General features: G+C 70.5%; 20 protein-coding genes. 15 read left to right on the top strand and 5 right to left on the bottom strand.

All coding sequences use genetic code 11. The features are described from left to right. Positions 1–48 precede the first annotated feature (48 nt). The 4 genes from OG230_RS22800 to OG230_RS22815 all read left to right on the top strand — a co-directional run bounded on the left by OG230_RS22800 (position 49) and on the right by OG230_RS22815 (position 5,142). Positions 49–1,065: a helix-turn-helix domain-containing protein gene (locus tag OG230_RS22800; RefSeq protein WP_328905569.1), complete on the top strand. Its 1,017-nt coding sequence runs from the start codon at positions 49–51 to the stop codon at positions 1,063–1,065. Between the two features lie 481 nt (positions 1,066–1,546). Then, positions 1,547–3,790 carry a Tox-REase-5 domain-containing protein gene (locus tag OG230_RS22805; RefSeq protein ID WP_328905570.1) on the top strand — a complete coding sequence of 748 codons (2,244 nt, stop codon included), beginning with the start codon at positions 1,547–1,549 and terminating at the stop codon, positions 3,788–3,790. Positions 3,791–3,869: 79 nt separating this feature from the next. Then, complete coding sequence (locus OG230_RS22810; RefSeq protein ID WP_328905571.1) at positions 3,870–4,598, top strand: Imm52 family immunity protein; 729 nt, start codon at positions 3,870–3,872, stop codon at positions 4,596–4,598. Positions 4,599–4,623: 25 nt separating this feature from the next. Next, positions 4,624–5,142, top strand: coding sequence for a hypothetical protein (locus tag OG230_RS22815; RefSeq protein ID WP_328905572.1), 519 nt, complete (start codon positions 4,624–4,626; stop codon positions 5,140–5,142). Positions 5,143–5,300: 158 nt separating this feature from the next. Here the strand turns inward: OG230_RS22815 and OG230_RS22820 are convergent, their stop codons facing one another. After that, positions 5,301–6,887: an ABC transporter substrate-binding protein gene (locus OG230_RS22820; RefSeq protein ID WP_328905573.1), complete on the bottom strand. Its 1,587-nt coding sequence runs from the start codon at positions 6,885–6,887 to the stop codon at positions 5,301–5,303. A 500-nt stretch (positions 6,888–7,387) separates the two neighbouring features. Here OG230_RS22820 and OG230_RS22825 point away from each other — a divergent pair, with 500 nt between their 5' ends. Next, complete coding sequence (locus tag OG230_RS22825) at positions 7,388–7,942, top strand: hypothetical protein (RefSeq protein WP_328905574.1); 555 nt, start codon at positions 7,388–7,390, stop codon at positions 7,940–7,942. A 14-nt stretch (positions 7,943–7,956) separates the two neighbouring features. Next, entirely contained in the window at positions 7,957–8,712 is a 756-nt protein-coding gene (locus OG230_RS22830) for a hypothetical protein (protein ID WP_328905575.1), read from the top strand. Between the two features lie 106 nt (positions 8,713–8,818). On the opposite strand, the gene OG230_RS22835 is transcribed toward OG230_RS22830, so the two are convergent. Further along, positions 8,819–9,283 (bottom strand): SRPBCC family protein, encoded by a 465-nt coding sequence (locus OG230_RS22835; protein WP_328905576.1) that lies wholly within the window; start codon positions 9,281–9,283, stop codon positions 8,819–8,821. A gap of 251 nt (positions 9,284–9,534) precedes the next feature. On the opposite strand from OG230_RS22835, the gene OG230_RS22840 reads away from it, so the two are divergent. Beyond that, positions 9,535–10,404, top strand: coding sequence for an NAD(P)H-binding protein (locus tag OG230_RS22840; RefSeq protein ID WP_328905577.1), 870 nt, complete (start codon positions 9,535–9,537; stop codon positions 10,402–10,404). A gap of 236 nt (positions 10,405–10,640) precedes the next feature. Beyond that, complete coding sequence (locus OG230_RS22845; RefSeq protein WP_328905578.1) at positions 10,641–11,876, top strand: hypothetical protein; 1,236 nt, start codon at positions 10,641–10,643, stop codon at positions 11,874–11,876. Between the two features lie 5 nt (positions 11,877–11,881). Here the strand turns inward: OG230_RS22845 and OG230_RS22850 are convergent, their stop codons facing one another. Then, positions 11,882–12,256 (bottom strand): DUF192 domain-containing protein, encoded by a 375-nt coding sequence (locus OG230_RS22850; protein WP_328905579.1) that lies wholly within the window; start codon positions 12,254–12,256, stop codon positions 11,882–11,884. A 105-nt stretch (positions 12,257–12,361) separates the two neighbouring features. On the opposite strand from OG230_RS22850, the gene OG230_RS22855 reads away from it, so the two are divergent. The 3 genes from OG230_RS22855 to OG230_RS22865 all read left to right on the top strand — a co-directional run bounded on the left by OG230_RS22855 (position 12,362) and on the right by OG230_RS22865 (position 14,651). Beyond that, positions 12,362–13,192, top strand: coding sequence for an A24 family peptidase (locus tag OG230_RS22855; protein ID WP_328905580.1), 831 nt, complete (start codon positions 12,362–12,364; stop codon positions 13,190–13,192). 66 nt (positions 13,193–13,258) lie between these two features. Beyond that, positions 13,259–14,089: a class I SAM-dependent methyltransferase gene (locus tag OG230_RS22860; RefSeq protein ID WP_328905581.1), complete on the top strand. Its 831-nt coding sequence runs from the start codon at positions 13,259–13,261 to the stop codon at positions 14,087–14,089. 106 nt (positions 14,090–14,195) lie between these two features. Continuing rightward, positions 14,196–14,651 carry a hypothetical protein gene (locus OG230_RS22865; RefSeq protein ID WP_328905582.1) on the top strand — a complete coding sequence of 152 codons (456 nt, stop codon included), beginning with the start codon at positions 14,196–14,198 and terminating at the stop codon, positions 14,649–14,651. Between the two features lie 15 nt (positions 14,652–14,666). Here the strand turns inward: OG230_RS22865 and OG230_RS22870 are convergent, their stop codons facing one another. Together OG230_RS22870 and mgrA are read right to left on the bottom strand one after the other, a co-directional pair. After that, the gene (locus OG230_RS22870; RefSeq protein ID WP_328905583.1) at positions 14,667–15,854 is read right to left on the bottom strand and encodes a winged helix DNA-binding domain-containing protein; all 1,188 of its coding nucleotides are present in this window, start codon (positions 15,852–15,854) and stop codon (positions 14,667–14,669) included. A gap of 339 nt (positions 15,855–16,193) precedes the next feature. Next, positions 16,194–17,231, bottom strand: coding sequence for an L-glyceraldehyde 3-phosphate reductase (mgrA, locus tag OG230_RS22875; protein WP_328905584.1), 1,038 nt, complete (start codon positions 17,229–17,231; stop codon positions 16,194–16,196). Positions 17,232–17,449: 218 nt separating this feature from the next. On the opposite strand from mgrA, the gene OG230_RS22880 reads away from it, so the two are divergent. The 4 genes from OG230_RS22880 (at position 17,450) to OG230_RS22895 (ending at position 22,548) form a co-directional block, all read left to right on the top strand. Further along, on the top strand, positions 17,450–18,211 hold the full coding sequence (locus OG230_RS22880; protein ID WP_328911498.1) for an isoprenyl transferase: 762 nt from the start codon (positions 17,450–17,452) through the stop codon (positions 18,209–18,211). Between the two features lie 349 nt (positions 18,212–18,560). After that, entirely contained in the window at positions 18,561–19,883 is a 1,323-nt protein-coding gene (locus tag OG230_RS22885; RefSeq protein WP_328905585.1) for a PhoH family protein, read from the top strand. Positions 19,884–20,271: 388 nt separating this feature from the next. Beyond that, a complete protein-coding gene (locus tag OG230_RS22890) occupies positions 20,272–20,979 on the top strand; it encodes a transglycosylase SLT domain-containing protein (RefSeq protein ID WP_328905586.1) in 708 nt (235 codons plus the stop codon). A 150-nt stretch (positions 20,980–21,129) separates the two neighbouring features. Continuing rightward, the gene (locus OG230_RS22895; RefSeq protein WP_328905587.1) at positions 21,130–22,548 is read left to right on the top strand and encodes an AI-2E family transporter; all 1,419 of its coding nucleotides are present in this window, start codon (positions 21,130–21,132) and stop codon (positions 22,546–22,548) included. Positions 22,549–22,557: the final 9 nt, after the last annotated feature.

Here is a 22,557-nt window from a genome sequence, read left to right on the forward strand (position 1 = left end):
ATCGGTTGGGGTGGTGGGCGCGGGTGGGGCGCCATAAGAGGGGGGCGCATGCTGGAGGCTGCGGGGATCGGGGTGGGGGAAGAGCGGGTGTACCGCTTCCTCGTCGGGGTGCGCGAGGCTGACGCCGTGGCGATCGCGGAGCAGTTGGGTCTCGAAGTGGCCGAGGCGCACCGGGAGTTGGCCTCCCTCCATGACAAGGGGCTGGTGGGGCGGGTGGCCGCTTCGCCCGTGGGGGGTGCGGTGCGCTATGTGCCGGTGGCGCCCGACGCGGCCCTGCGCCCCCTGCTGCTGCGGGGGCACGAGGCGCTGGAGTCGGCGCGGCGAGGGGTGGAGCAGCTCACCGAGGAGTACCGGGCCGGGGGGCGCCGGCATGACGCGGGCCAGCTCGTCGAGGTCATCACGGGGGCGAGCGTGATCCGGCAGCGACTGCGTCATATGGCCTACGGGGCCAGTGAGATGCGGTGGTTCTGCAAGGCCGGTCACGTGGTCCTGCCGGCGTCGGAGAACGACGAGGAGTGGGAACTGCTCGCCCGTGGGGTGCGGTACGAGGCGATCTACGAGCGTGCGTTGCTGGAGGAGCCCGGCATGGTCGACAACGTCGGCCGGAGCATCCGGGCGGGTGAGCAGGCGCGGGCCACCGGGACGCTGCCGGTGCGGCTGGTGATCGCGGACAGTGCGATCGCCATCTGCCCTTTGGGGACCGGTGGTTCGGGTGATTCGCTGGGCGAGCCGACGGCTGCGGTGGTACGGGGCAGCAGTCTGCTCGACGCGCTGATCGCGCTGTTCGAGAGCGAGTGGGCGGCGGCGTCGCCGCTGCACGTCACGGAAACCGGTGAGCTGGCCGACTTCGGCGGCAGCCCCCGGCCCGGGGCGAACGTCGCCGACGACGAGAGGTATCTGCTGTCCCTGGTCGTCGCGGGGGTCGCGGACAAGGCGATCGCCTCGCAGCTGCGGGTCAGCCAGCGCACGGTGCAGCGTCGGATCCAGGTGCTGATGCAGCGTGCCGGCGCCGCGACGCGGACGCAGTTGGTGTGGCAGGCGGCGCGGCGGGGGTGGCTGTCGTGAGGGACGGGCAGCGGGGCCTCTCGTGCAGGTGCGGGGTGGAGCGCGCTGTCCTGATCAAGACTCCACCCCCGGGGCGTATGTGTCACCAGGTGCGGGTGCCGCGTTTGCGACATGTCGTCTCCGCGACACGGGGAGGTGGATTGGCGCCCGGTTCGCCGAAGCCTGTGCGGCCAGGGTGCTCCTGGTGCAAGTCCGGCGAAATCCTGCCCGGTTGGGAGAAAGCGGCCGGGGCGGGCCGTGCGTGACGGCTGATTGGGCCCCGGATGGGGCCCTGGGGCCCATGCCTCGGGGGGTGACCTCGTGGTCGTATCGACAGAGTGGCTGAACTGCCTCTGAACGTCGACCGGTTGGGGGACCCGTTGTGGCTGGCGCAGGCGGATTCGCGGTTCCGGGTGGTGCGGCGGCAGGGCCAGGGGCAGGCGTCGCTCCCGCCGTTGGCAGGCAGTCGCTGCCATGGCCGCTCTATACGGCCCTCTTCCTCGTGCGGGCCCTGTTCGTGGTCACGGCCTTCGGCGGCATCGGCGTCCTGACGCTCGCGTCGTCGGTCGATGCCGTCGACGGTCAGTTGCTCGGGCTGCTGCTGTACGCGGCGCTGCCGGGCGTGATCGGGTTCGTCCTCTCGCTCTACGTGCGGACCGGGGGTCTCTGGGTCTGGCGCGGGCTCCTCGCCGTACACCTGTGGTTCGTCCTCGGTGCGCTGGCGACTCTGGGCGGATCCGGCAGCGGGCGGGGTATCACGCAGCTGGTGATACCCGTCGCCGTGCTGGTCCTGTTGTTCCGGACCGGTTCGAGCGACTGGTTCGGCCTTCGGCCCGAACAGCGGGTGGAGCGAAGGCCGTTCAGCATCGCGCGGATGATCAAGTGGCGTCGGGACGGCGGCCAGGCCACGGCCGAGTACGTGGGTCTGGTGCTGGTCGTCGTGGCGATCGTCATCGGTCTCGTGGCGCTCGGGATCGGCGGCCAGGTGGCCGGCGGGTTCCGTAGCGCGATCTGCGAAGTGACCGGCAGCGCCTGCCCCGGCCCCGACGGCGGCGACGTGGTGGCCGGGGACGGGGGAGAGACCGGCGGGGCGGCCACCGGTGGTGCGGATTCCGGGGCGACCGTGACCGGTGGCACCGACGCGGGGGGCTCGGCGACGACCGGCGGATCGGATGCGGGCGGGGCGGACTCCGGTGGGTCCGGCGCCGCGGGCGGTTCGGGCGCCGCGGGCGGTTCGGGCGGCACGGAGGGCGAGGCATCCGGTTCCGGCGGGTCCTCCAGCGGCGGCACCACCATCCAGGTCGACGAGGGTGGCGACGACATGGACGCCTCCGAGGGGGCGGACGGCGGCGATCCGGGCGAGGACGGAGACGACGGCGGGGACGACGACGGCGAGAGCTGCACGTCCGGATTCGGCGCGTTCCTGTCCTGCGCCGGGCATCAGACGGGCGGCTTCTTCAAGGGGCTGGTCGGCGACGGCCTCTGGGGCGATGTCACCGGCACGTTCGACACGATCCTGCACCCCATCAAGGCGTGGGAAGGCATCAAGGAGTACGGCAAGGGCCTCGGCGAGCAGTGGGTCGAGGACACGAAGGGCGCGTCCGACAAGTGGTCCAAGGGCGACTACCTGGGGGCGGCCTGGGACTGGACCAAGGCGTCCGGCAGCACCGGGCTGACGGTCCTGGACGACGTGTTCATCGGCGACGAAGTCCGCGACATGTGGAAGAACGGCAACGAGGGCCAGGCGATCGGCACCGGCCTGTGGAACATCGGATCGCTTTTCATCCCCGGGTACGGCGAAGCCAAGCTGATCGGCAAGTTCGGAAAGCTGGGCAAGCTCGGGAAACTCGGCAAGCTGGGCGAGTTCACGCAGGCGGCCACGGACGCCGCCTCCAAGGCCAGGAAGGCCGCCAAGAAGGGAGACGTCGACGGCGCGCAGGCAGCCGCCGACGAAGCCCAGAAGCACGCCGACGACGCGGCGGACGAAGCAGGGCTCACCGGCTGCACCGTCGGCCTCGGCGGCCGGCTGCGGGTCCCGTACGAGGGCGGCGGGCTCGGCGGTACGGGCCTGGGAGTGGCCGGCTCCGGCACGGGCACGCTGGCGGCAGCGCCTGCGAGGGTGCCGGTCGGGCTGCTGGCCAAGGACTGCGACGAGGTCGACCCCGAGAAGAAGGCGGCGGCCGAGGAGGCGCAGAAGCAGGCCGACGAGGCGAAGAAGGCCGCCGCGGCGGCCAAGCGGAAGGCCGGCCTGGAACGGGCCCAGAACCAGCCGAAGCCCGCCTGGTACAAGGACCTCAAGAACCCGCGGGCCGGCACCAGGGACGGCAGTGACGGCAAGTGGACCTCGGTCAAGCCCGGCAACTGGAGCTACCAGAGCGAAATGGGTGCGCGGTACCAGGAGCAGATCTCGATGGTGGGCCGTGGCAAGGAGTACCGGGTCGAGCTCGACAAACTGACCGGCAAGCCGGTCGACTTCGACGGCTGGGACTCCGGTCGTGGCACCTATCTGGAAGCCAAGTACGGCTATCGCGGGCCGGATTACTACAACGCGGAGACCGGCCGGCTCACCTCCGACATCGCCGACCGATGGGCCACTCAGGCAACCCGGCAGGTCGACGCCGCCCGCGGGAAGCCGGTCGAATGGCACCTGTCCGACCCGGAAGTCGCCGAGGCGGCGAGGATCATGTTCGAGGAAAGGGGCATCGACGTGACGGTGATCGACACTCCGGCCGATGTCATCGGCTGAGCCCCGGGCCCTGAACGCAGAATACTGATCGCTGTGCAAGGGCGCTGATCATGCGGCGCCGAAGCGTGAGGAGAGTCTTGTGCTGGATGTCGGTGTGAACGGTCTCTGGGGTACGCGGGAGGAGGGCCCGCGGGAGATCGCCGAACGGTGGTTCGCCACGCTTGAGGGGCTCCGGCGTATGGATGCCGAGATCTTCGATGACTGGCACGAGGCGGGTAAGGACCTGCCGTCCGACCCCCTGCTGACTCCCTCGGTCCCCGCGCTGACCGAGTACATCGAGCGCAAGAACACCGGACCGGATCTCGACGTGGTCGGATACACGACGTCCCTGTGGGCGCGCAATGACGGTACGCCGCACGTGAGCTCGGCCATTCACGCGGGTGGTTCGTCTCCGTACGTCGCCAACTCGGTCGCGATTTCCTTTGTCTCGCGCACGATGGACGAGACCGCGGAAGTGATCCGGCGCGCCCCGGAGATTCTGCGCGTCGTCGCGGATGCCTGGGGCATCGACGGCGGGCAGGTGTACAGCAGGTCCCAGTTCCGGGCCGTATCGCGTCACTTCTCGCTGAAGAATTCGGACCCCCGTTGCGGGAGGGCCGTCTATCTCTCCGCCCGGCGTGCGGAACTCGCGCCCGAGGGGCTGCCGGGGACGTACACCCGTACCGCGTCGGGTGGACTGGTCATCGACCTCACGCATGGCGGTACCGCGTTCCCGTCGGACGAGGAGATCATCGAGGTCAACACGACGCTGCGGGCCACCGGTGCGCTGGAACCGCTGCCCGTCCCCTTCGACCGGGCCACGCTCTGACCTGCGCACCGGAGGAGGCCGCGCGATGAGAGACCCGCTGGAGTTCAAGGACGCAGTGGACCGGCACGTCCTGGCGGTCGAGGCCCTGCGGACGGGCCCGTACGCCCCTCCCTGGACGGGGTGCGCGGACCCCGGGCACTCCTCCTCCGGCGACGATTTCGCGGTGGTCGTCCTGCGGCGCAGCCAGGGCTTCTGGGAAGCCGAGGACGACGGCTCGATCCGGGACGCGACGCGCGAGGAGTTCGAGACCGAGCTGTGGGGGGTGGTGCTCGCCCTGGAGAAGCGCTGGGGGCCGCACGTCACCGTGTCGGCCGCTCCGGCGTACGAGCGACGTGACCAGGAGGGCCGACACCTGCCACCGCTCTTCGAGGCACTCCGGGAGCTCGGCTTCGACGACCTGCGGGTCTGGGAAGCGGACGGGCGCAGCATCGCGGTCGGCATGGGCCAGGCGCACCGCGAGGAGCCGTTCGTGCTGCTCGCCGCGGCGACCGGGTCCCCCGGAGGATTCGACCTGACCGGGGGAGCGGCGGGAACGGGTGCCTAGGGCCTCTCGTTCGGATCATGCCGGGCTCGCGTGCCCTGGCGCGGCCATCTGCGGCGTTGTCGTCAATCACCAACGCTCCGCGTCGCCTCGATCCTCCGCCTTGCAACTGCCCGCACCAGAGCCCGCTCCCTGATCCGGCCTGATCCGAACGAAAGACCCTAGAACTTGCTGAGCTCCCAGAAGCGGAACACGGTCGAGGCGTCCAGGGTCCACTGGAGGCCGGAGATGTTCTCGTGTGCCACCGCGTACTGCTTGCCCTGCCACAGAGGCAGGATCGGCAGGTCCTCGGCCACGTACTCCTGGAGCTCGTCGAAGGCGCGCTCGGTGGCGCCCCGTTCGGCCAGGGCGGCGGTGGCGGGGATGATCCGGCCGGTGATGTCGTCGTTCACGTAGCCGTTCTGCAGGACGTTGTCCGTGCCGAAGAAGGGCTGGGTGAAGTTGTCCGGGTCCGGGTAGTCCGGGACCCAGCCCTTCACATAGACGCCGAGCTGCCCGGCCGCGATGCGCTTCTCGTACTCGTCGAAGGGCAGGGACGTGACCTTCGCGTCGAACAGGCCGCTCGCGTTGAGCTGCCTGGCGATCGCGTGGAACGCGTTGTCGGTGGAGGGGCCGTAGCGGCTCGGCGTGGACCACAGCGTGAGCTTCACCTTGTCGGTGATGTTCGCGGCGCGCAGCGTCTGCTCCGCCTTGTCCGGCTGCGGGCTCCCGCCGTACAGGTCGAAGAACGCGGTGTTGTGGGCCGTGATGCCGGCCGGGACGATCGAGTACAGCGGGGTGGCCGTGGAGTGGTAGACCTCGCTGACGAGGGCGTCACGGTCCACCAGGTACGCGATGGCCTTGCGCACGGGGAGCTTTCCGGCCACCGGGTCCTTCATGTTGAAGACCAGGTGCTGCACCTCGGCGCTGGTTCCCTCGACGACGTCGATGCCCTTGTCGGCCGTGGCGGAGGACTCCTGCAGCTCGGATATGTCCTGTGCGACCAGACCGCGGTAGGCGACATCGATGTCGCCGTTCTGCAGCGCGGACGCCAGCTTCTTCTGGTCGCCCCGGAAGAGTTCGAGGGTGATGCCGTCGTTCTTCACCTCGGCCGTGCCCCGGTAGCCGGAGTTGACCGAGAAGACGGCCTTCGACTTGTCGAGGGACTTCAGCTGGTACGGCCCCGACCCGACGGCCTTGCCGTCCTTGCGCAGGCTGTCGGCCGGGTACGAGCGGTGGTCCACGATGGATCCGGCGCCCGAGGCGATCTTGCTGGGGAAGGTGGCGTCGGGAACCGTGAGCTGGAAGACGACCGTCCGGGCGTCCGGGGTGGTGATCTTCGAGATCGTGGAGAGCAGCGGCGCGGGGCCGGCTGGGTCGTTGATCCTGATCGCCCGGTCGAAGGAGTACTTCACGTCCTCGGACGTCAGGCTCTCGCCGTTGCTGAAGGTCAGACCGTCGCGGAGCGTGCACCGGTAGGTCCTGTTGCCGTTCTCGAACTCGCAGGACTTCGCCGCTTCCGGCTCCGGCGTCGAGCTCCCCCTGGGAAAGCTGATCAGGGACTGGAAGACGTTGTTGAACAGCAGCCAGGAACCCGGGTCGTAGCCCGAGGCCGGATCCGAGGCCAGCACGTCGTCCGACATGCCCACGACGATGGAGTCGCCGGACTGGCCGGAGTCCCCTCCGGTCTGGAGGCCGCAGCTGCTCAGCAGAGCCACCGCGAGACCGGCCCCCAGGGGAGCGCTTACCCACCGCTTACGTACGTTCACAGGACTGTCTCGTGCTTTCTGTCGACCGATGCGAGGGGCTCCCGCACGGCCGCCGGCCCCCGTCAATGCGCCGATCATAAGGAGCGCGGTGGTGGCTTGTTCTCGTGCCCCGGCACCCGATGCGCCGAGCTGGGCGGCATATGCCCGTACGTCACCAGAAACCGGCGCCGCCGGCCTCGGTGACAGCACTCGGCCCCCATCGGGGGAGGGCTGGGGTGCTCCCCGCCGGTGCCGAATTCGGCAGCGGCAGGACGTGCGGCCATGCGCGGGCCGAGCGGGGCGCGCAGCCGAATGGACCGGGGTCGAGAGAGTCGAAGCGGAACTATGTCTTCACCTTCAGTCCTCCATTACGGTCCTCCCACCTCGTGTGTTCACGAGGTCATGACAAGTCCGGAGGGAAGTTCACATCCATGTGGCGATTCATCACCCATGAGCGGCGAAGACGGCTCCAGGTATGGGCACTTGCTCTGGCCTTCCTCACTCTGGGGAGCGGAACGGCCGTGGCCGCGACGGACACCATGGTGCCGACGGCCAACTACGACCCGTGGTGCGACGACGGGCAGTCGGACGGAACCGTCTGTCAGACCGACAATGCGGATGTTTATTACTACATGGACAGTTCGGGCGAGTTCGAACTCGAACCCGTGGACCGGGAAATGGTGGTGAACATGTTCACCAGCGAGTATTCGCCCACGGACCTGGTCCGCCATTACGACACCAATCCCACCTTCAGTGGTGACGGCGAAACCGACCATGTCTGGCAGGAGGGTTCGGAAGGGCTCGATTCCGATGCCATCGGAATGGCCTGGTGCGACGACGAAGCGATCTTCAGTTACAAATGCGATCAGCATTACATTCGCATCCGTGGGAACGACACCTATGAATTGAGTGTCACCTGCCACGAGATGGGGCACGCCGTCGGGCTGGTCCACGGGGACAGTACGTCGCCCAAGCGGGACATGAACGACCATGCGGCGCTCGGCTGCATGGTGGCCGAGGACTACGAGGACAACCTCGGCAGCAACAACGTCAACGCCATCAACTCGACCTACTGAGAAGGGAGTCGGCCATGCGTAAGACAGTGGGAGTGGTGTCGGCCCTGGCGGTCGCTGCCGGATTGGTGTGGGTTGCGGGAATCGAGTCCGGGGGCGAGGACAGTTTCGCCGGCCGCAGCGGCCCGGTGATCGGTCACGGCAAGGACCGGATGCCGAGCAGTACGGCGAGCGACTGGGTGACGTACGCCGATCACGTGGTGGTGGCGACGGCCGTCGGTGACAAGGAGGTGCCGCCCAGCGCCGGGGAGATCGAGCGGGGCGAGGGGATGATCGGCCGCAACGTGTCGATGAAGGTGGAGAAGGTGCTCTGGTCGCGGCCCTCTCCCGCCCAGCCGGCCCCGGACACCTACGTCCGGCCGTCGTCCGGCTGGGTCTTCAAGGGCGGAGTGGGCAACCGGCACGAGTACGCCCTGGCCGAGCGCCCCCGCATCGAGGTGGGTCACCACTATGTCATCGCACTGGCCTGGTCCCCGGCGAAGTGCTCCGAAGGCGACAAGCCGGAGCCGGCCCAGTGGGTCGGACTCGGTGAGGGCTCGACCGTGCCCTATGACGAAGGGGTCATCGGACGTGGCGAGATGGAGGGAAGGCAGCAGGCGGCAGCCGCACGCGAGTCGGGAGTGACGGCCCTGGCCGCTGTCGAGGGCAAGCTCGAGGAGAAGCTGGCGGGCCGGAGCGCGGATGCGCTGGTGGCGGCGCTGAAGACCGCGGAACCCTCGCAGAACAGGGCCACGGCCCCGGCCGCCCGTTCTCTGCGGGGAACGTGCTCATGACCGCGTGAGCCCGGATGACCGACCGGGCCCGCGCCCGGAGCCCCGTCTCGCCGGATGCCGGTGGGGCGGGGCGCTCTCGCGCCGTTCGCCGGTGCCGCGCCGCCGGTCAGCGTGCGGACCGCTCCACGGCTGCCGCGACGTCGTCGAGGTCCTGTGTCACCGCCTTGGCGACCGCCTTCGCGCCGAGACCGCCGAGGAGCTTGGAGACGAGACCGGCGAATCCGCCGGGCGGAGTGGCGGAGAACGTCATGCGGACGGTGGTCACGTCGGGCCCGCTCTCGGACAGGGCGAACTCCGATACGTAGTGAGCGCCGTGCGAATCGGCCTCGGCCACGTAGCGGGTGGAGGGCTCGCACACGGTGATGCGCATTTCCTCCGTCGCCTGCTTGCCGAACATCCGGCGGGTCTCGATCCAGCGGGTACCCACGGTGAACGGCCCCTCCGTGAGCACCTCGACCGCTTCCACGCCGCTGAGTACCGAGGGCATGCCCCGGAGGTCGGTGAGTGCTTCCCAGACCTTCCCGGCCGGTGCGGCGATCCGTCGCTCGACGACGACCTTCGGGTCACTCATGGTGGCGTCCTCTGTGGGGTGGGGGAGCAGGGGGCTGCGACACCATCGTGCACGGCGCCACCCGTCGTCGCGCGTCACCGGGGCCGGTGCGACGGCCGTACTCCGGCCCGCGGGGCATAGTCGCTTTCCTCTAGGTACCTACTATCCCGCCGGTGTTAGCTTCAGCGCGTCGCAGCGGGCCGGACCGGCCCCGGCGGCGTGTCCGTCCGTTTGGGCGGGCTCAACGCGAGGTGCTGACACGGGAGTTACTCATGATCGTAGTGACAGGGGCAACCGGAAACGTCGGGCGTCCGCTGGTGCGTGCCCTCGCGGCAGCCGGCGAACGGGTGACGGCGGTGTCCCGGGGGATCACGGCCGCCGATGTCCCGGAGGGGGTCCGGCCCGTCCGGGCGGATCTGGCCGACCCGGAGCGTCTGCGGCCGGCGTTCGACGGCGCCGACGCGCTGTTCTTCCACGACACCGGAGCCGGTGCGCACCTGCTGAACCCGCAGGACATCCTCGACGCGGCGAAGGCCGGGGGAGTCCGGAGGGTTGTGCTCCTCTCCTCCATCGGGGTCGCGAGCCGGTCGGATTCGGAGTCGCACGGTGGTACGGGACTTGCGCTGGACCGCGCCGTCCGGCAGTCGGGGATGGACTGGACGGTCCTGCGGGCCGGCGGTTTCGCCTCCAACGCGTACGCCTGGGCCGAGTCGGTCCGTACCCGGCGGACCGTCGCCGCACCGTTCGCCGGCGTCGGCCTGCCGGTCGTCGACCCGGACGACATCGCCGAGGTCGCCGCCGCGGTCCTGCGTGAGGACGGACGCGAGGAGGGCCGTGCCGGGAGGCACGCCGGGCAGGTCCACGAGCTGACGGGGCCCGCCCTCACGACGCCGCGGCAGCAGGCCGAAGCGCTCGGCGAGGCGCTGGGCGAGCCGGTCCGGTTCGTCGAGCTGACCCGGGAGCAGGCCCGCGAACACATGCTCGCGTTCATGCCCGCGCCCGTGGCCGAGACCACTCTGACCATCCTCGGCGAACCCAACGAGGCCGAGCTGCGCATCAGCCCAGCCGTCGAGCAGATCCTCGGCCGCCCGCCCCGCACCTTCGCGGACTGGGCCCGGCGTCATAGCGCCGCCTTCCAGTAGGACCCCCCTCGTGGGGCGCCACCGGAGTACGCCGTACCGCGGTCACGATCCGGAGAGACAGGCGCCGTGGACCCGTTGGGTCCTGGGGCCCAAGACGGTGGGCTCGCCGACCGTTAGCGTCGGCGCCGTAAGGGATCAGAGCCCGCCCCGGCGCTCCCCCATGGCGCCGGGCCGGACGATCCCACCGAGCACCGCGATGGGGAACCCGGTCCGCTCATGTGGTCATAATCGGTCGCATGCCCGAAAACCAGACGTCTCCCCGCGCTCCCGGCTCCGTCCGGGAACGGGAGGCCCCCTCCCGGACGCCCGCCCCGGCGCACCATCCGCGCCGCCGCGACCTCCGGCACCGCGCCGTCACCGCGCTCGGGGCAGCCGCCCCCGCACTGGCGGTCTACGCGGCCGTCCGGGTCATCGGGCTCCTCGTCTTCCGGGTCTGGGCCTCGATCGAGGGGAAGGACGCCCTCCATCTGCTCAGCGGGCGCTGGGACTCCGTCTGGTACCAGCGGATCGCCGAGAACGGCTACCGCTACTCCGTCACGCTTCCCGACGGGAGCGTCCATTCCGATCTCGCCTTCTTCCCCCTCCTCCCCGCGCTGGAACGCGGCATCGCCGACGTGACCCCGCTCACCGTCGGGGGTGCGGGGCTGCTCGTCGCCTGGCTCGCGGGGCTGCTCGCCGCCTGGGGGATCTTCGCCGTCGGCGCGCGGCTGCACGGCCGCCGGACCGGGGTGGTGCTGGCGGCGCTGTGGGGGGTCTACCCGACGGCGTTCGTGCAGTCGATGGCGTACACCGAGACCCTGTTCACCGCCCTGGCGGCCTGGGCCCTGTACGCGGTGCTCACCGGGCGCTGGATCGTGGCGGGTGCCCTCTGCGTCCTGGCGGGGCTGACGCGCCCCTCGGCCGCGGCACTCATCGCCGCCCTGGCGATCACCGCCGCGGTCACCCTCGTGAGGGAGTACCGGGCGGGGGACCGGGAAGGGCTGCTCCGCAGGAACGCCCGCATGCTCCTCGGCGTCGCGCTCGCACCCCTGGGCTGGCTGGCGTACGTGGTGTTCGTCGCCGTGCGCCGGGACAGCCCGACGGCGTACTTCGAGATCCAGGCGCAGTGGGGCAACAGCATCGACGGCGGCCGGGCCCTGGCCGCGTTCGTCCTGGGGCTCCCGCTGCCCGCCGCGCTCGGGCTGTGCGCGGCGCTGGGACTCCTGGGGTGGCTGGTGTACCTGTGCGTACGGCAGCGGCAGCCGCTGCCCGTACTCGTCTACGGCATCGCGATCGTCGTCGTCTCGCTGATCGGCTCCGGCTACTTCGGCTCCAGGCCGCGCCTGATGATGCCCGCGTTCCCGCTCCTCCTGCCGCCCGCCGTGGCGCTGCTCAGGCTGCGGACGGCCGGCACCGCCGGAGCCGTCGCCGTGCTCGCCCTGGCCTCCGCCGCGTACGGGGCGTGGACGCTGCTCGGGTCGGGCCCGCCCTGATCCGGCTACCGGACGGTCGTGGACGCCGATATCCGTACGCGCGTGCCCGGCCGCAGTCCCCACGCGGCCATCGCTCCGGCCTCGGACTCCACCACATGACGGGCGCGCAGCCGGGGCAGACCGAGGCGGCCCGGCTTCATCGTGCGGACCGTGAGGACGTTGAAGTGCCGGTCCAGATACGCGACATCGATCGTGAACCGCATGCGGAACGTGTGCACGCTCGCGCACGGGGTGATCAGCAGTGCCCCGTCCACGCCGTCGCTGCCGAGCAGGCCCCGCGTCCGCGCCCGGTAGGAGGCCGCGATCCGCAGGGGCACCTCCCGGGTGTCCGCGTCCGTGCCGACCGTGAGTGTTCCGCTGCCGTTGCGCCATTTCCCCATGGGCACCGACCGTAGCTCCCGTTGCCCGCCGCTGGGTCCGGAACGGTGTGCAATGGGCCCCAGGGCCCAAGACCCGTACACCGCACCCGGATTAGGGTCACCGGTGTGGACGCCACACTCATCGCAGTCGCCGCTCTCTGGGGCGTCGCCACCGGGCTGCTGCTTCCCCGTGCCGCGTACCGGTTCTCCGTCGAACCGGACGAGGACTGGCGGGACGCCTGTCCCGCCGGGCACGCGCTGACCGGACCGGCCCGCGCCTGGCTGGGCTCGACCCGGTGCGCGAGCTGCGCCGTGGCCGTCCCTTCGCTTCCGGGGCGTACGGCCCCGGACGGCGGCGGTGCCGCCTCGCAGGCCGATGGCGCGGCGGCACCGGAACCCGCGACCGTCAGGTCGCGGTACGCCCCGGCCGTCCTCGCGCCCGTGGTCACCGCACTCGCCTGTACGGCCCTGGCGGCGGCCACCGGGGCCCGCCCCGAGCTCGCCGTCTGGCTGCTGCTCACGCCCGTGGCCGTACTGCTCGCGGTCATCGACCGGCGCGTCCACCGGCTGCCCGACCGCCTCACGCTGCCGCTGGCCGCCGGCGCCGCACTGCTCCTCGGCGCGGTGTCCCTGGCCCCCGAGCACACCGGGTCCTGGACCGCCGCACTGCTCGGCGGGCTCGCGCTGGGCGGCTTCTACTTCCTGCTCTTCCTGATCAACCCGAACGGCATGGGCTTCGGGGACGTGAAGCTCGCCCTGTCCCTGGGGGTGGCGCTCGGCTGGTACGGCTGGGCGGTGCTGTTCGCCGGAGGGTTCGCCGGCTTCCTGCTGGGAGCGCTGTACGGGCTGGGGCTGATGCTGATGCGGAGGGCCGGGCGCAAGACGGGCATCCCGTTCGGGCCGTTCATGATCGCGGGGGCCTTCCTCGGCGTGCTGTTCGGAGCGCTGGCCGCCTGAGACACCGGCGGCGGGCCCACGGGAATGCGGTCGCGCGCGGCGCCGCCCGGCTGAAACGATCTGCCCATGTCCGACTCCACCAGCAGCCCCGCCGACCCGTCGTCCGACGCCCGCTTCGAGGCGCTCCTCGCCGAAGCCGAAGCGGTCTCCGTCGACGGCTGGGACTTCTCCTGGCTCGACGGCCGGGCCACCGAACAGCGCCCCTCCTGGGGGTACGCCCGCTCGATGGCCGACCGGATGGCCCGCGCCCGCTGCGCCCTCGATATCCAGACGGGCGGTGGCGAGGTCCTCGCCTCCGTACCGAAGCTGCCGCCGCTGACCGTGGCCACCGAGTCCTGGCCCCCGAACATCGCGCGCGCCACCGCGCTGCTGCACCCGCGCGGGGCCGTCGTCGTCGCGGACGAGGACCGGCCGCCGCTGCCGTTCGGCGACGCGGCCTTCGACCTGGTGGTCAGCCGGCACCCGGTGACCGCCTGGTGGACGGAGATCGCCCGGGTGCTCGCGCCCGGCGGCACGTACTTCTCGCAGCAGGTCGGCCCGGCGAGCGTCTTCGAGCTCGTCGAGTACTTCCTCGGCCCGCAGCCGCCCGAGGTACGGGGCGCACGCGATCCGGAGCAGGCCCGCGCCGATGCCGTGGCCGCCGGTCTCGACGTGGTCGATCTGCGGCCGGAGCGGCTGCGTACCGAGTTCTTCGACATCGGGGCCGTCGTCTACTTCCTGCGCAAGGTGATCTGGATGGTCCCGGGCTTCACGGTCGAGGCATACCGTCCGCGACTGAAGGCGCTGCACCGGACGATTGAGCGGGAGGGGCCGTTCGTCGCGCACACCACCCGGTTCCTGATCGAGGCCCGCAAGCCGGGTCAGGTCCCGCACGAGGATGTCAACGGGCCTATGTGACACGGCACTTGAAGATGTCTCGAACTGCAACGCCTTCGTCCGTTTCGCCGTCCTACCGGTGGGCGGACGAAACCGGTGGGGCGAGCGCACGGTGAGGGAGCTGGTCATGACGGTGGGAAGGGAAGAAACGGGCGACGACGTCCGCGAACCGGCGGGCCGGCCCCGCGGCAGCGACTCCGACTGGCTCAAGGGCGCCTGGATCACCGCGGTCCACGGCCTCTTCTACCGGCCCGAGGGGATCACGGGCGAACCCGAGGCCATCGCGTTCGTCCTCTCCGGAGGCGATTCGGTGCTGCTGACCTGCGCCTCCGACTGGACCCTGCGGATCACGTCCGGCGGCTGGCCGGAGCTCCCCGACTGGTGCGTACCGGCGGGCCAGTGGCAGTTCACCCCGCTGACCGGCCTGCCGGCCCCGCCGTACGGCGGAGCCTGGACGGTCACCGGCACGGAGGAGCGCCGTGACGGGAACGGGGAGGTCCGCGAGGCGGTCATCCGCTGCGAGGACGGCGACTTCGTGGTCGCCGCCGGGGACACGATGACGATCCGCTTCGTCCGGCACTGACCCGCAGGACACCTGCTACGCGTGCGGCCCCACCGTCACGGTCCCCACGGTCAGCTCGGCCTTCCCCTCCATCGCCACGGCCACCCGCTCCACCTGTTCGTCCAGTTCCCTCAGCTGTCCGGCGGTGAGCGGCTCCAGCGGTTCGACCGTCACCGCGATCCGGCGCCCCGAGCGGCGCTGGTGCCAGACTCCGGCCACCGTGCCGTCCACCAGCAGCACCGGGTAGTTCCCCGCCTGGCCGCGCCCGAGCGCGCGTGTGTACGCGCGGCCGGGGAAGAGCCGCTCGCGCGGCTGGGAGGCGATGGTGAAGGCGTCGAAGTAGGGGAGCAGTCGCACCCCCGGCGCGGGCTCCGCCGGGAAGTCGGTGTCGCCCGCCGCCACCCAGGCCGGCGCGTCCTCGTACGTCACCTCCTCGATCGCCCCGCTCTCGGCCAGGTCCGCGAACAGGCGGTTCGCCCAGCCGGGAGCCGTGGCGAGCCACTTCGCGAAGTGGGCGGGGGTCGCGGGGCCGTACGCCCGCAGATAGCGCCCGACGAGTGCGGTCATCGCCTCGGGCCCGGGCAGCGGGGTGTGTCCGGGATTGGTGTACGTGGCCTTGCGGCCCCGGTCCGGGCCGTAACACAGCACGCCCCGGTGGCCCGCGAGATGCATCACCTGACGCCAGCGCGGCCACATCCCCTGGAACCCGGGCACCACCGGGTCGGCCGCCCAGGACCCCGTCCGGGCGACGACCGCGTCCGACAGCTCGTCGATGGTCAGGTCCGTGCCGGTGAGGGCGTCGGCCACGGCCGCGACGACCTGCTCGGTCCGGTCGGGCGTCAGCCGGGCGCTCTCCGCGAGCCGGCCCGGACCGGCGGGCAGGGCGGACAGGGCGCCGGTCCAGAGCGGGAGCTCGTCCGCGGGCAGCAGATGAACGGTGCCGCGCGGGCCGAAGGTCTTCACCAGGGTCCGGTCCGTCCACAGGGCTTCGCGTACGTCGGTACGGGTGGTCCCGGGCAGGCGCACCGCGACGGACAGCTCCGCCGCCGACAGCACCTGGGCGTGCACCCCGAGCATCGCGCCCGCCACGTCGGCCGGGGTGCGGAGAGCGGGGGCGCGACGGTCACGGACGGCCGGGGGCGGGGCGGCGGACAGCCCCTGGCGGTCGATCCGGCGGGCGTTCGCCTCGGGCCAGGTCACGGTCACGCGGGCTCGTGTCGTCATGCCCGCGAATCTAGAGCGCCATCGGGCCGGAATCTGTCCCATATACCTGTGCGAGGGACATCCCCGCGTCAAGGCGGCGCACACGGTCGTCCGGCTTCGTTTCCCACGGTCCCCAGGGGCCTCCGGAGTGCCGGAATCCGTCTCCGCAGCGCAGTCCGGCGAATTCGGAGAGTAGTTGTGGAGTGGCGCGGCACGCAGCATCACTTACGAAGGGTTATGGTGGAAACCCCCCCTCGGGCCGGTCCGTAACCCCCCCCCACGGACCGGCCCGATTTTTCTGTCCGGGGTTGTGAGGCCCCTGTGAGGGCCCGGTGCAGACCCTGTGTCAGACGGTCGGCGTCAGCCGCGCCCGGCCCAGATGTTGGTCCCCGCGGTGTCCACGGCGAAGGCGTCGATCTCCTTCAATTCCTCGGCGGACAGCGCCGGTCCGGCCAGAGCGGCCACATTCTCCTCAAGCTGCTTCACACTTGATGCGCCGATCAGCGCCGACGTCATACGGCTGTCGCGCAGCACCCAGGTGAGTGCCAGCTGCGCCAGGGACTGGCCGCGGTTCTGCGCGATGGCGTTCAGCCCGTTCAGCCGGCGGAGGACCTCGTCGGAGAGCAGGTCCGGGTCGAGGGACTTGCCCTGCGTGGCGCGCGAACCCGCCGGGATGCCCTTCAGGTACTTGTTCGTGAGCAGGCCCTGCGCGAGCGGCACGAAGGAGATGCAGCCCATACCGGCCGTCTCCAGCGTGTCGAGCAGCCCGTCGTCCTCCAGCCAGCGGTTGATCATGGAGTAGGACGGCTGGTGGATGAGGGCGGGGACACCCATCTCCTTGAGCAGACGGGCCGCCTCGGCGGTCTGCTCCGCGTTGTACGAGGACACACCCGCGTACAGCGCCTTGCCCTGCCGGACGGCGGAGGCCAGGGCGCCCATCGTCTCCTCGAGAGGGGTGTCCGGGTCGAAGCGGTGGGAGTAGAAGATGTCGACGTAGTCGAGCCCCATCCGCCCGAGCGAGGCGTCGAGCGAGGAGAGCAGGTACTTGCGGGAGCCCCACTCGCCGTACGGGCCGGGGTGCATCTCGTAGCCGGCCTTGGTGGAGATGATGAGCTCGTCCCGGTACGGGGTGAAGTCCTGCTGGAAGAGCTTTCCGAAATTGAGCTCGGCCGAGCCGGGCGGCGGCCCGTAGTTGTTGGCCAGATCGAAGTGGGTCACACCGAGATCGAAGGCGCGGCGCAGGATCGCCCGCTGGGAGTCCAGCGTGCGGTCGTCGCCGAAGTTGTGCCAGAGGCCGAGGGAGACGGCGGGGAGCTTGAGCCCGCTGCGGCCGGTGCGGCGGTACTCCATGGAGTCGTAGCGCGACTCGGCGGCGCGGTAGGAGAGGGAATCAGTCACGTTTCTCTGCTTATCACGGAGTTGTGACAGACCGGGTTGGGCCCCTGTGACCCGGTCGCAGTAATGTGGCCGCTTCGGGGAATGCCGATGCGCGGCGCGACGACTGTCTGCGCGGACCGTGCGCACCATGCGGCCGTCCCCCACGGGGGACGACCCCGGACCCCCGGCGACGGGGAAGGCGGGTCTGCGGCCCGTACGGAACCGAGAGGGTGAACTCAGTGAACTTGCGCGACCTGGTGTACGGGCTCTACGCACGCCGGGTGGAAGGCCGCCTGGATCACGACCAGGTGCCCAAGCACATCGGTGTCATCCTCGACGGGAACCGGCGGTGGGCGAAGGCGTCCGGCGGTTCGGCGGTCCAGGGGCACCAGGCCGGTGCGGACAAGATCTCCGAGCTGCTCGGCTGGTGCAGTGAGACCGATGTCGAGGTCGTCACACTCTGGCTGCTCTCCACGGACAACTTCGACCGGCCGGAGGCGGAGCTGATTCCGCTGCTCGGCATCATCGAGAACACCGTGCGCAACCTCGCGGCCGACGGGCGGTGGCGTGTGCACCACGTCGGGACGCTCGACCTGCTGCCCGCCCGTACGCAGACCGTCCTCAAGGAGGCGGAGGAAGCCACGGCCGGTATCGACGGAATAATCGTGAATGTCGCAGTCGGCTACGGCGGGCGCCAGGAGATCGCGGACGCGGTGCGTTCGCTGCTGCTGGACCACGCGTCGAAGGGCACGACCTTCGAGGAGCTGGCGGAGGTGGTCTCCACGGACCTGATCTCCGAGCACCTGTACACCCGGGGCCAGCCCGACCCGGACCTGGTGATCCGTACCAGTGGCGAGCAGCGGCTGTCCGGCTTCATGCTCTGGCAGAGCGCGCACTCCGAGTACTACTTCTGCGAAGTCTTCTGGCCGGCCTTCCGCAAGGTCGACTTCCTGCGCGCCCTGCGCGACTACGCCGCCCGGCACCGGCGCTACGGGGCCTGACGCCGCCCGGGGCGACTCCGGCGTCCCCCGGCCGTCACCCCGCGTCCACCAGGACTCCTCCACACCGTGTCACCTGCATCGGCATGGCTGGGCGTGTTCGAGGGAATACCCCTGACAGGTCGACATCCGGTCAGGAGCCGGGCGGATGTCGCGTCCAAGTGAGTGGCACCCAGTCCGCTCGCCCGGGAGGCCCTTTGCACACGAAGGACCGTACATATCGTGCGGCCGACGCGGAGGGCCGGCGTTCGGCCCTCACTTGGGGCTCCGAACCCGGTCCGTCCTCTTCCCTTGGGAAGATCCGCGACGTCCGTCGCACTCCCCGACCTCGTCCGAGGGGGTACGTCCTTCCGTGGTGACCAGCACAAAGCGCCGCATGCCCGACAGGCGCACCTACGTTCTCGACACCAGCGTCCTGCTGGCCGACCCCAACGCCATGGCCCGCTTCGACGAGCACGAAGTAGTGCTGCCGATCGTCGTGGTCACGGAGCTGGAGGCCAAACGGCATCATCCGGAGCTCGGGTACTTCGCCCGGCAGGCCCTGCGCCTGCTGGACGACTTCCGGGTCCGGTACGGCCGGCTGGATGCCCCGATCCCCCTCGGAGATCTGGGCGGGACGCTCCGCGTCGAACTCAACCACTCCGATCCCGGCGTGCTGCCCGCCGGCTACCGGTTGGGGGACAACGACTCACGGATTCTCGCGGTGGCGCGCAACCTCCAGGCCGAGGGGTACGACGTCACGGTCGTCTCCAAGGACCTCCCGTTGCGGATCAAGGCGTCCTCGGTCGGTCTCCTCGCCGAGGAGTACCGCGCCGAACTCGCCATCACCGATTCCGGCTGGACCGGAATGACGGAGCTGGCGCTCGCCGGTGAACAGGTGGACCTGCTGTTCACCGAGGAGACGCTGTACGTCCCCGAAGCGGCCGAGCTGCCCGTGCACACCGGGCTGGTCCTCCAGTCCGAGCGCGGCAAGGCGCTGGGCCGGGTCACCGCCGAGGGCAATGTGCGGCTGGTGCGCGGCGACCGGGAGGCGTTCGGGATCCACGGGCGCAGCGCGGAGCAGCGCATCGCCCTCGATCTGCTCCTCGACCAGGACGTCGGCATCGTGTCGCTGGGCGGCCGTGCGGGCACCGGCAAGTCGGCGCTGGCGCTCTGCGCCGGGCTGGAAGCCGTGCTGGAGCGCCGGCAGCACCAGAAGGTGATGGTCTTCCGGCCGCTGTACGCGGTCGGCGGACAGGAGCTCGGCTATCTCCCCGGCTCGGAGGCCGAGAAGATGAGCCCCTGGGCGCAGGCCGTCTTCGACACGCTCTCGGCGGTGGCCGGGCGCGAGGTGATCGAGGAGGTGCTGGGGCGCGGCATGCTGGAGGTCCTGCCGCTCACTCACATCCGGGGCCGCTCGCTCCACGACGCGTTCGTGATCGTCGACGAGGCACAGTCGCTCGAACGCAACGTCCTGCTGACCGTGCTGTCCCGTATCGGGTCGAATTCCCGGGTTGTCCTCACGCATGACGTGGCACAGCGGGACAACCTCCGGGTCGGCCGGCACGACGGAGTCGTCGCCGTGGTCGAGAAGCTGAAGGGTCATCCGCTCTTCGCCCACGTCACGCTGACCCGATCCGAGCGTTCGCAGATCGCCGCACTGGTGACCGAAATGCTGGAGGAAGGCCAGATCTGATACGGGATAGGACAGTTGGTGCCGCCCGGCGAGCCGAAGAGCTTAGCCGGGCGGCATTGTGTTGTGCCGCTGTTTCCATAAATGAGAGGCCCAAACGGCGTGTGAGCTTTCACACGCAACACAGAATTGCTTCGCGGTGTCCCCGTCCGGCAGAGTCTTGCTTCCGTCAGGCCCCGCATACGGCACTTGTGCACCTCCAAAGGCGCACGCACCACACAACTCAACACTTGCCGCCCGTATGCCGCCCGCGAGTACCACGCGGCGCTCCCGCAAGGGAGTTGCCCACCGGGCCCGTGCCTCCCGTGACCCAAGCAGTAGGGAGGCCAGTGTCAGGGGCACGATTGCGCCCGCGAGGTCACCTAAGCGGGCGATGCTGGAAGGACACCGTGTGAGCCGGATCTCGGTCCGGGGGTTCGCCGTGGCATCAGCCACAGCGGTCACCACCGTAGGCGCCGTCGTTGGCGTTGCTTCGGGCAGCACTCCTGCTGTCGACGACAACAACTTCGAGGCGACCGCAGCCGACACCACGCTGCTCGCAGACATTCCCGCGGGCCAGCAGGCCCAGGTGCAGACCGCCTCGCTGACGCAACAGGCCGACGCCCAGGCATCCGCAGCCGACGCGGCAGCGAAGAAGTCTGCAGAGGAAACGGCCCGCATCCAGGCCGCCAAGGACGCCAAGTCCAAGAAGCAGGCGGCCGAGGACAAGCTGGAAGCCGAGCGGAAGGCCGAGGCCGAGGCCGAGGAAGCGCGTGCGAACCGCTCCGCGGTCCGTGACGCCTCGTCGTTCTCCGCGCAGGGCTCGTACTCCGTGGCTGAAGTACAGGCGATGGCCCGTCAGATGGTCCCCGCCGACCAGTTCCAGTGCTTCAGCAACATCGTGAACCACGAGTCGACGTGGAACTACCGGGCGAGCAACCCGTCCTCCGGTGCCTACGGCCTCATGCAGGCGCTCCCGGGCTCCAAGATGTCGACCGCCGGTGCCGACTGGCAGACCAACCCGGCCACCCAGATCAAGTGGGGCCTCAGCTACATGGACGGCCGCTACGGCAGCCCGTGCGGCGCCTGGTCCTTCTGGCAGGCCAACAACTGGTACTAGGGAGAGCCGACGGCCCCTCATGAGGGCCCGTTCTCAACCTTGTGAAGCCCTTCACCGTCCTACGGTGGAGGGCTTCACGCGTGTACGGTCACATTCCGGACGACTCCGGGGGGAGCGGTGGGGAGACATTATGGGGGAGAGGAAACGATCATGTCGAAACTGCCAGGGTGGCTCGGCCGGCTCGGCGCCGAACTGACCGATATAGGGGCACGCCTGGACGAGCGCCGCGCCGAGGCCGAGGCGGAGGCCGACTCGGACGCCGCGCGGGTACGCGTGCACGAGGACGCGGCCGTCCGCGGGGGAGGCGTCCGGGAGGAGCCGGTGGCGGAGCAGGTGCCCCGGCCGCCCGCGTACGCCCCGTCCATCGCGGCCAGACCCGATCCGGTGGCGGCGATCCCGTGGGGCATGCGGGTCGCGGCCGAGGCCGGCTGGCGGCTGCTCGTCCTGGCGGGCACCCTCTGGGTGCTCATGCGGATCATCAGCGCCGTACAGCTGGTGGTCCTCGCCTTCGTCGCCGCGCTGCTCGTCACCGCGATGCTCCAGCCGACCGTCGTGCGCCTCAAGCGGCTCGGCCTGCCGCGCGGTCTGGCCACCGCGGTCACCGCCATCCTGGGCTTCGTCATCATGGGCCTGGTCGGCTGGTTCGTGGTGTGGCAGGTGATGGACAACCTCGACACGCTCTCCGACCGGGTGCGCGACGGCATCGACGAGCTGAAGCGCTGGCTGCTCGACAGCCCCTTCCACGTCACCGAGTCGCAGATCAACGACATCGCGAAGAACCTCAGCGACACCATCGGCACGAACACGGAGGAGATCACCTCCGCCGGGCTCCAGGGCGTCACCGTGATGGTGGAGGTCCTCACCGGGCTGCTGCTGGCGATGTTCTCGACGCTCTTCCTGCTGTACGACGGGAAGCGCATCTGGCACTGGGTGCTGAAGCTCGTGCCCACGCAGGCCCGGCCGGGCGTCGCGGGTGCCGGGCCGCGTGCCTGGCGCACGCTCACCGCCTATGTGCGGGGCACGGTCCTGGTCGCGCTGATCGACGCCATCTTCATCGGCCTCGGGATCTACTTCCTGGACGTGCCGATGGCGGTGCCGCTCGCGGTGTTCATCTTCCTCTTCGCCTTCATCCCGCTGGTCGGGGCCGTGGTCTCCGGCGCGCTCGCCGTCGTCGTCTCGCTGGTCACCCAGGGCGTGTTCACCGCGCTGATGGTGCTGCTCGTGGTGCTCGCCGTGCAGCAGATCGAGGGCCACATCCTGCAGCCGTTCATCCTCGGACGCGCCGTGCGGGTCCATCCGCTGGCCGTCGTCCTCTCGGTCGCCGCGGGCGGGATGATCGCGGGCATCGGCGGTGCGGTGGTCGCCGTCCCCCTGGTCGCGGTGACGAACACCGTGGTCGGCTATCTGCGGGCCTACGGGCAGGAGGAGTCCCGGCGGCACTCGCCCGGGCCCCGGGGCGCCACGGCGTACGAGCTGGCGCCGACCCGGGCGCCGGGCTCGCCCCCGAAGGAGTCCGAGGTGCCCGCCGGTCTCGTGGCCGAAGGGCCGGGACCGGGCCGGGAAGGCTGACCGGACAGT

It is taken from the genome of Streptomyces sp. NBC_00234 (assembly GCF_036195325.1).
Taxonomy (GTDB): domain Bacteria; phylum Actinomycetota; class Actinomycetes; order Streptomycetales; family Streptomycetaceae; genus Streptomyces.

What these genes read in the sequence shown, in the direction of transcription:
- OG230_RS22800 (WP_328905569.1), top strand. Translation starts at nt 49, where the DNA reads ATGCTGGAGGCTGCGGGGATCGGGGTGGGGGAAGAGCGGGTGTACCGC.
- OG230_RS22815 (WP_328905572.1), top strand. Translation starts at nt 4,624, where the DNA reads ATGAGAGACCCGCTGGAGTTCAAGGACGCAGTGGACCGGCACGTCCTG.
- OG230_RS22830 (WP_328905575.1), top strand. Translation starts at nt 7,957, where the DNA reads ATGCGTAAGACAGTGGGAGTGGTGTCGGCCCTGGCGGTCGCTGCCGGA.
- OG230_RS22835 (WP_328905576.1), bottom strand. Translation starts at nt 9,283, where the DNA reads ATGAGTGACCCGAAGGTCGTCGTCGAGCGACGGATCGCCGCACCGGCC.
- OG230_RS22840 (WP_328905577.1), top strand. Translation starts at nt 9,535, where the DNA reads ATGATCGTAGTGACAGGGGCAACCGGAAACGTCGGGCGTCCGCTGGTG.
- OG230_RS22845 (WP_328905578.1), top strand. Translation starts at nt 10,641, where the DNA reads ATGCCCGAAAACCAGACGTCTCCCCGCGCTCCCGGCTCCGTCCGGGAA.
- OG230_RS22850 (WP_328905579.1), bottom strand. Translation starts at nt 12,256, where the DNA reads ATGGGGAAATGGCGCAACGGCAGCGGAACACTCACGGTCGGCACGGAC.
- OG230_RS22860 (WP_328905581.1), top strand. Translation starts at nt 13,259, where the DNA reads ATGTCCGACTCCACCAGCAGCCCCGCCGACCCGTCGTCCGACGCCCGC.
- OG230_RS22865 (WP_328905582.1), top strand. Translation starts at nt 14,196, where the DNA reads ATGACGGTGGGAAGGGAAGAAACGGGCGACGACGTCCGCGAACCGGCG.
- OG230_RS22870 (WP_328905583.1), bottom strand. Translation starts at nt 15,854, where the DNA reads ATGACGACACGAGCCCGCGTGACCGTGACCTGGCCCGAGGCGAACGCC.
- OG230_RS22895 (WP_328905587.1), top strand. Translation starts at nt 21,130, where the DNA reads ATGTCGAAACTGCCAGGGTGGCTCGGCCGGCTCGGCGCCGAACTGACC.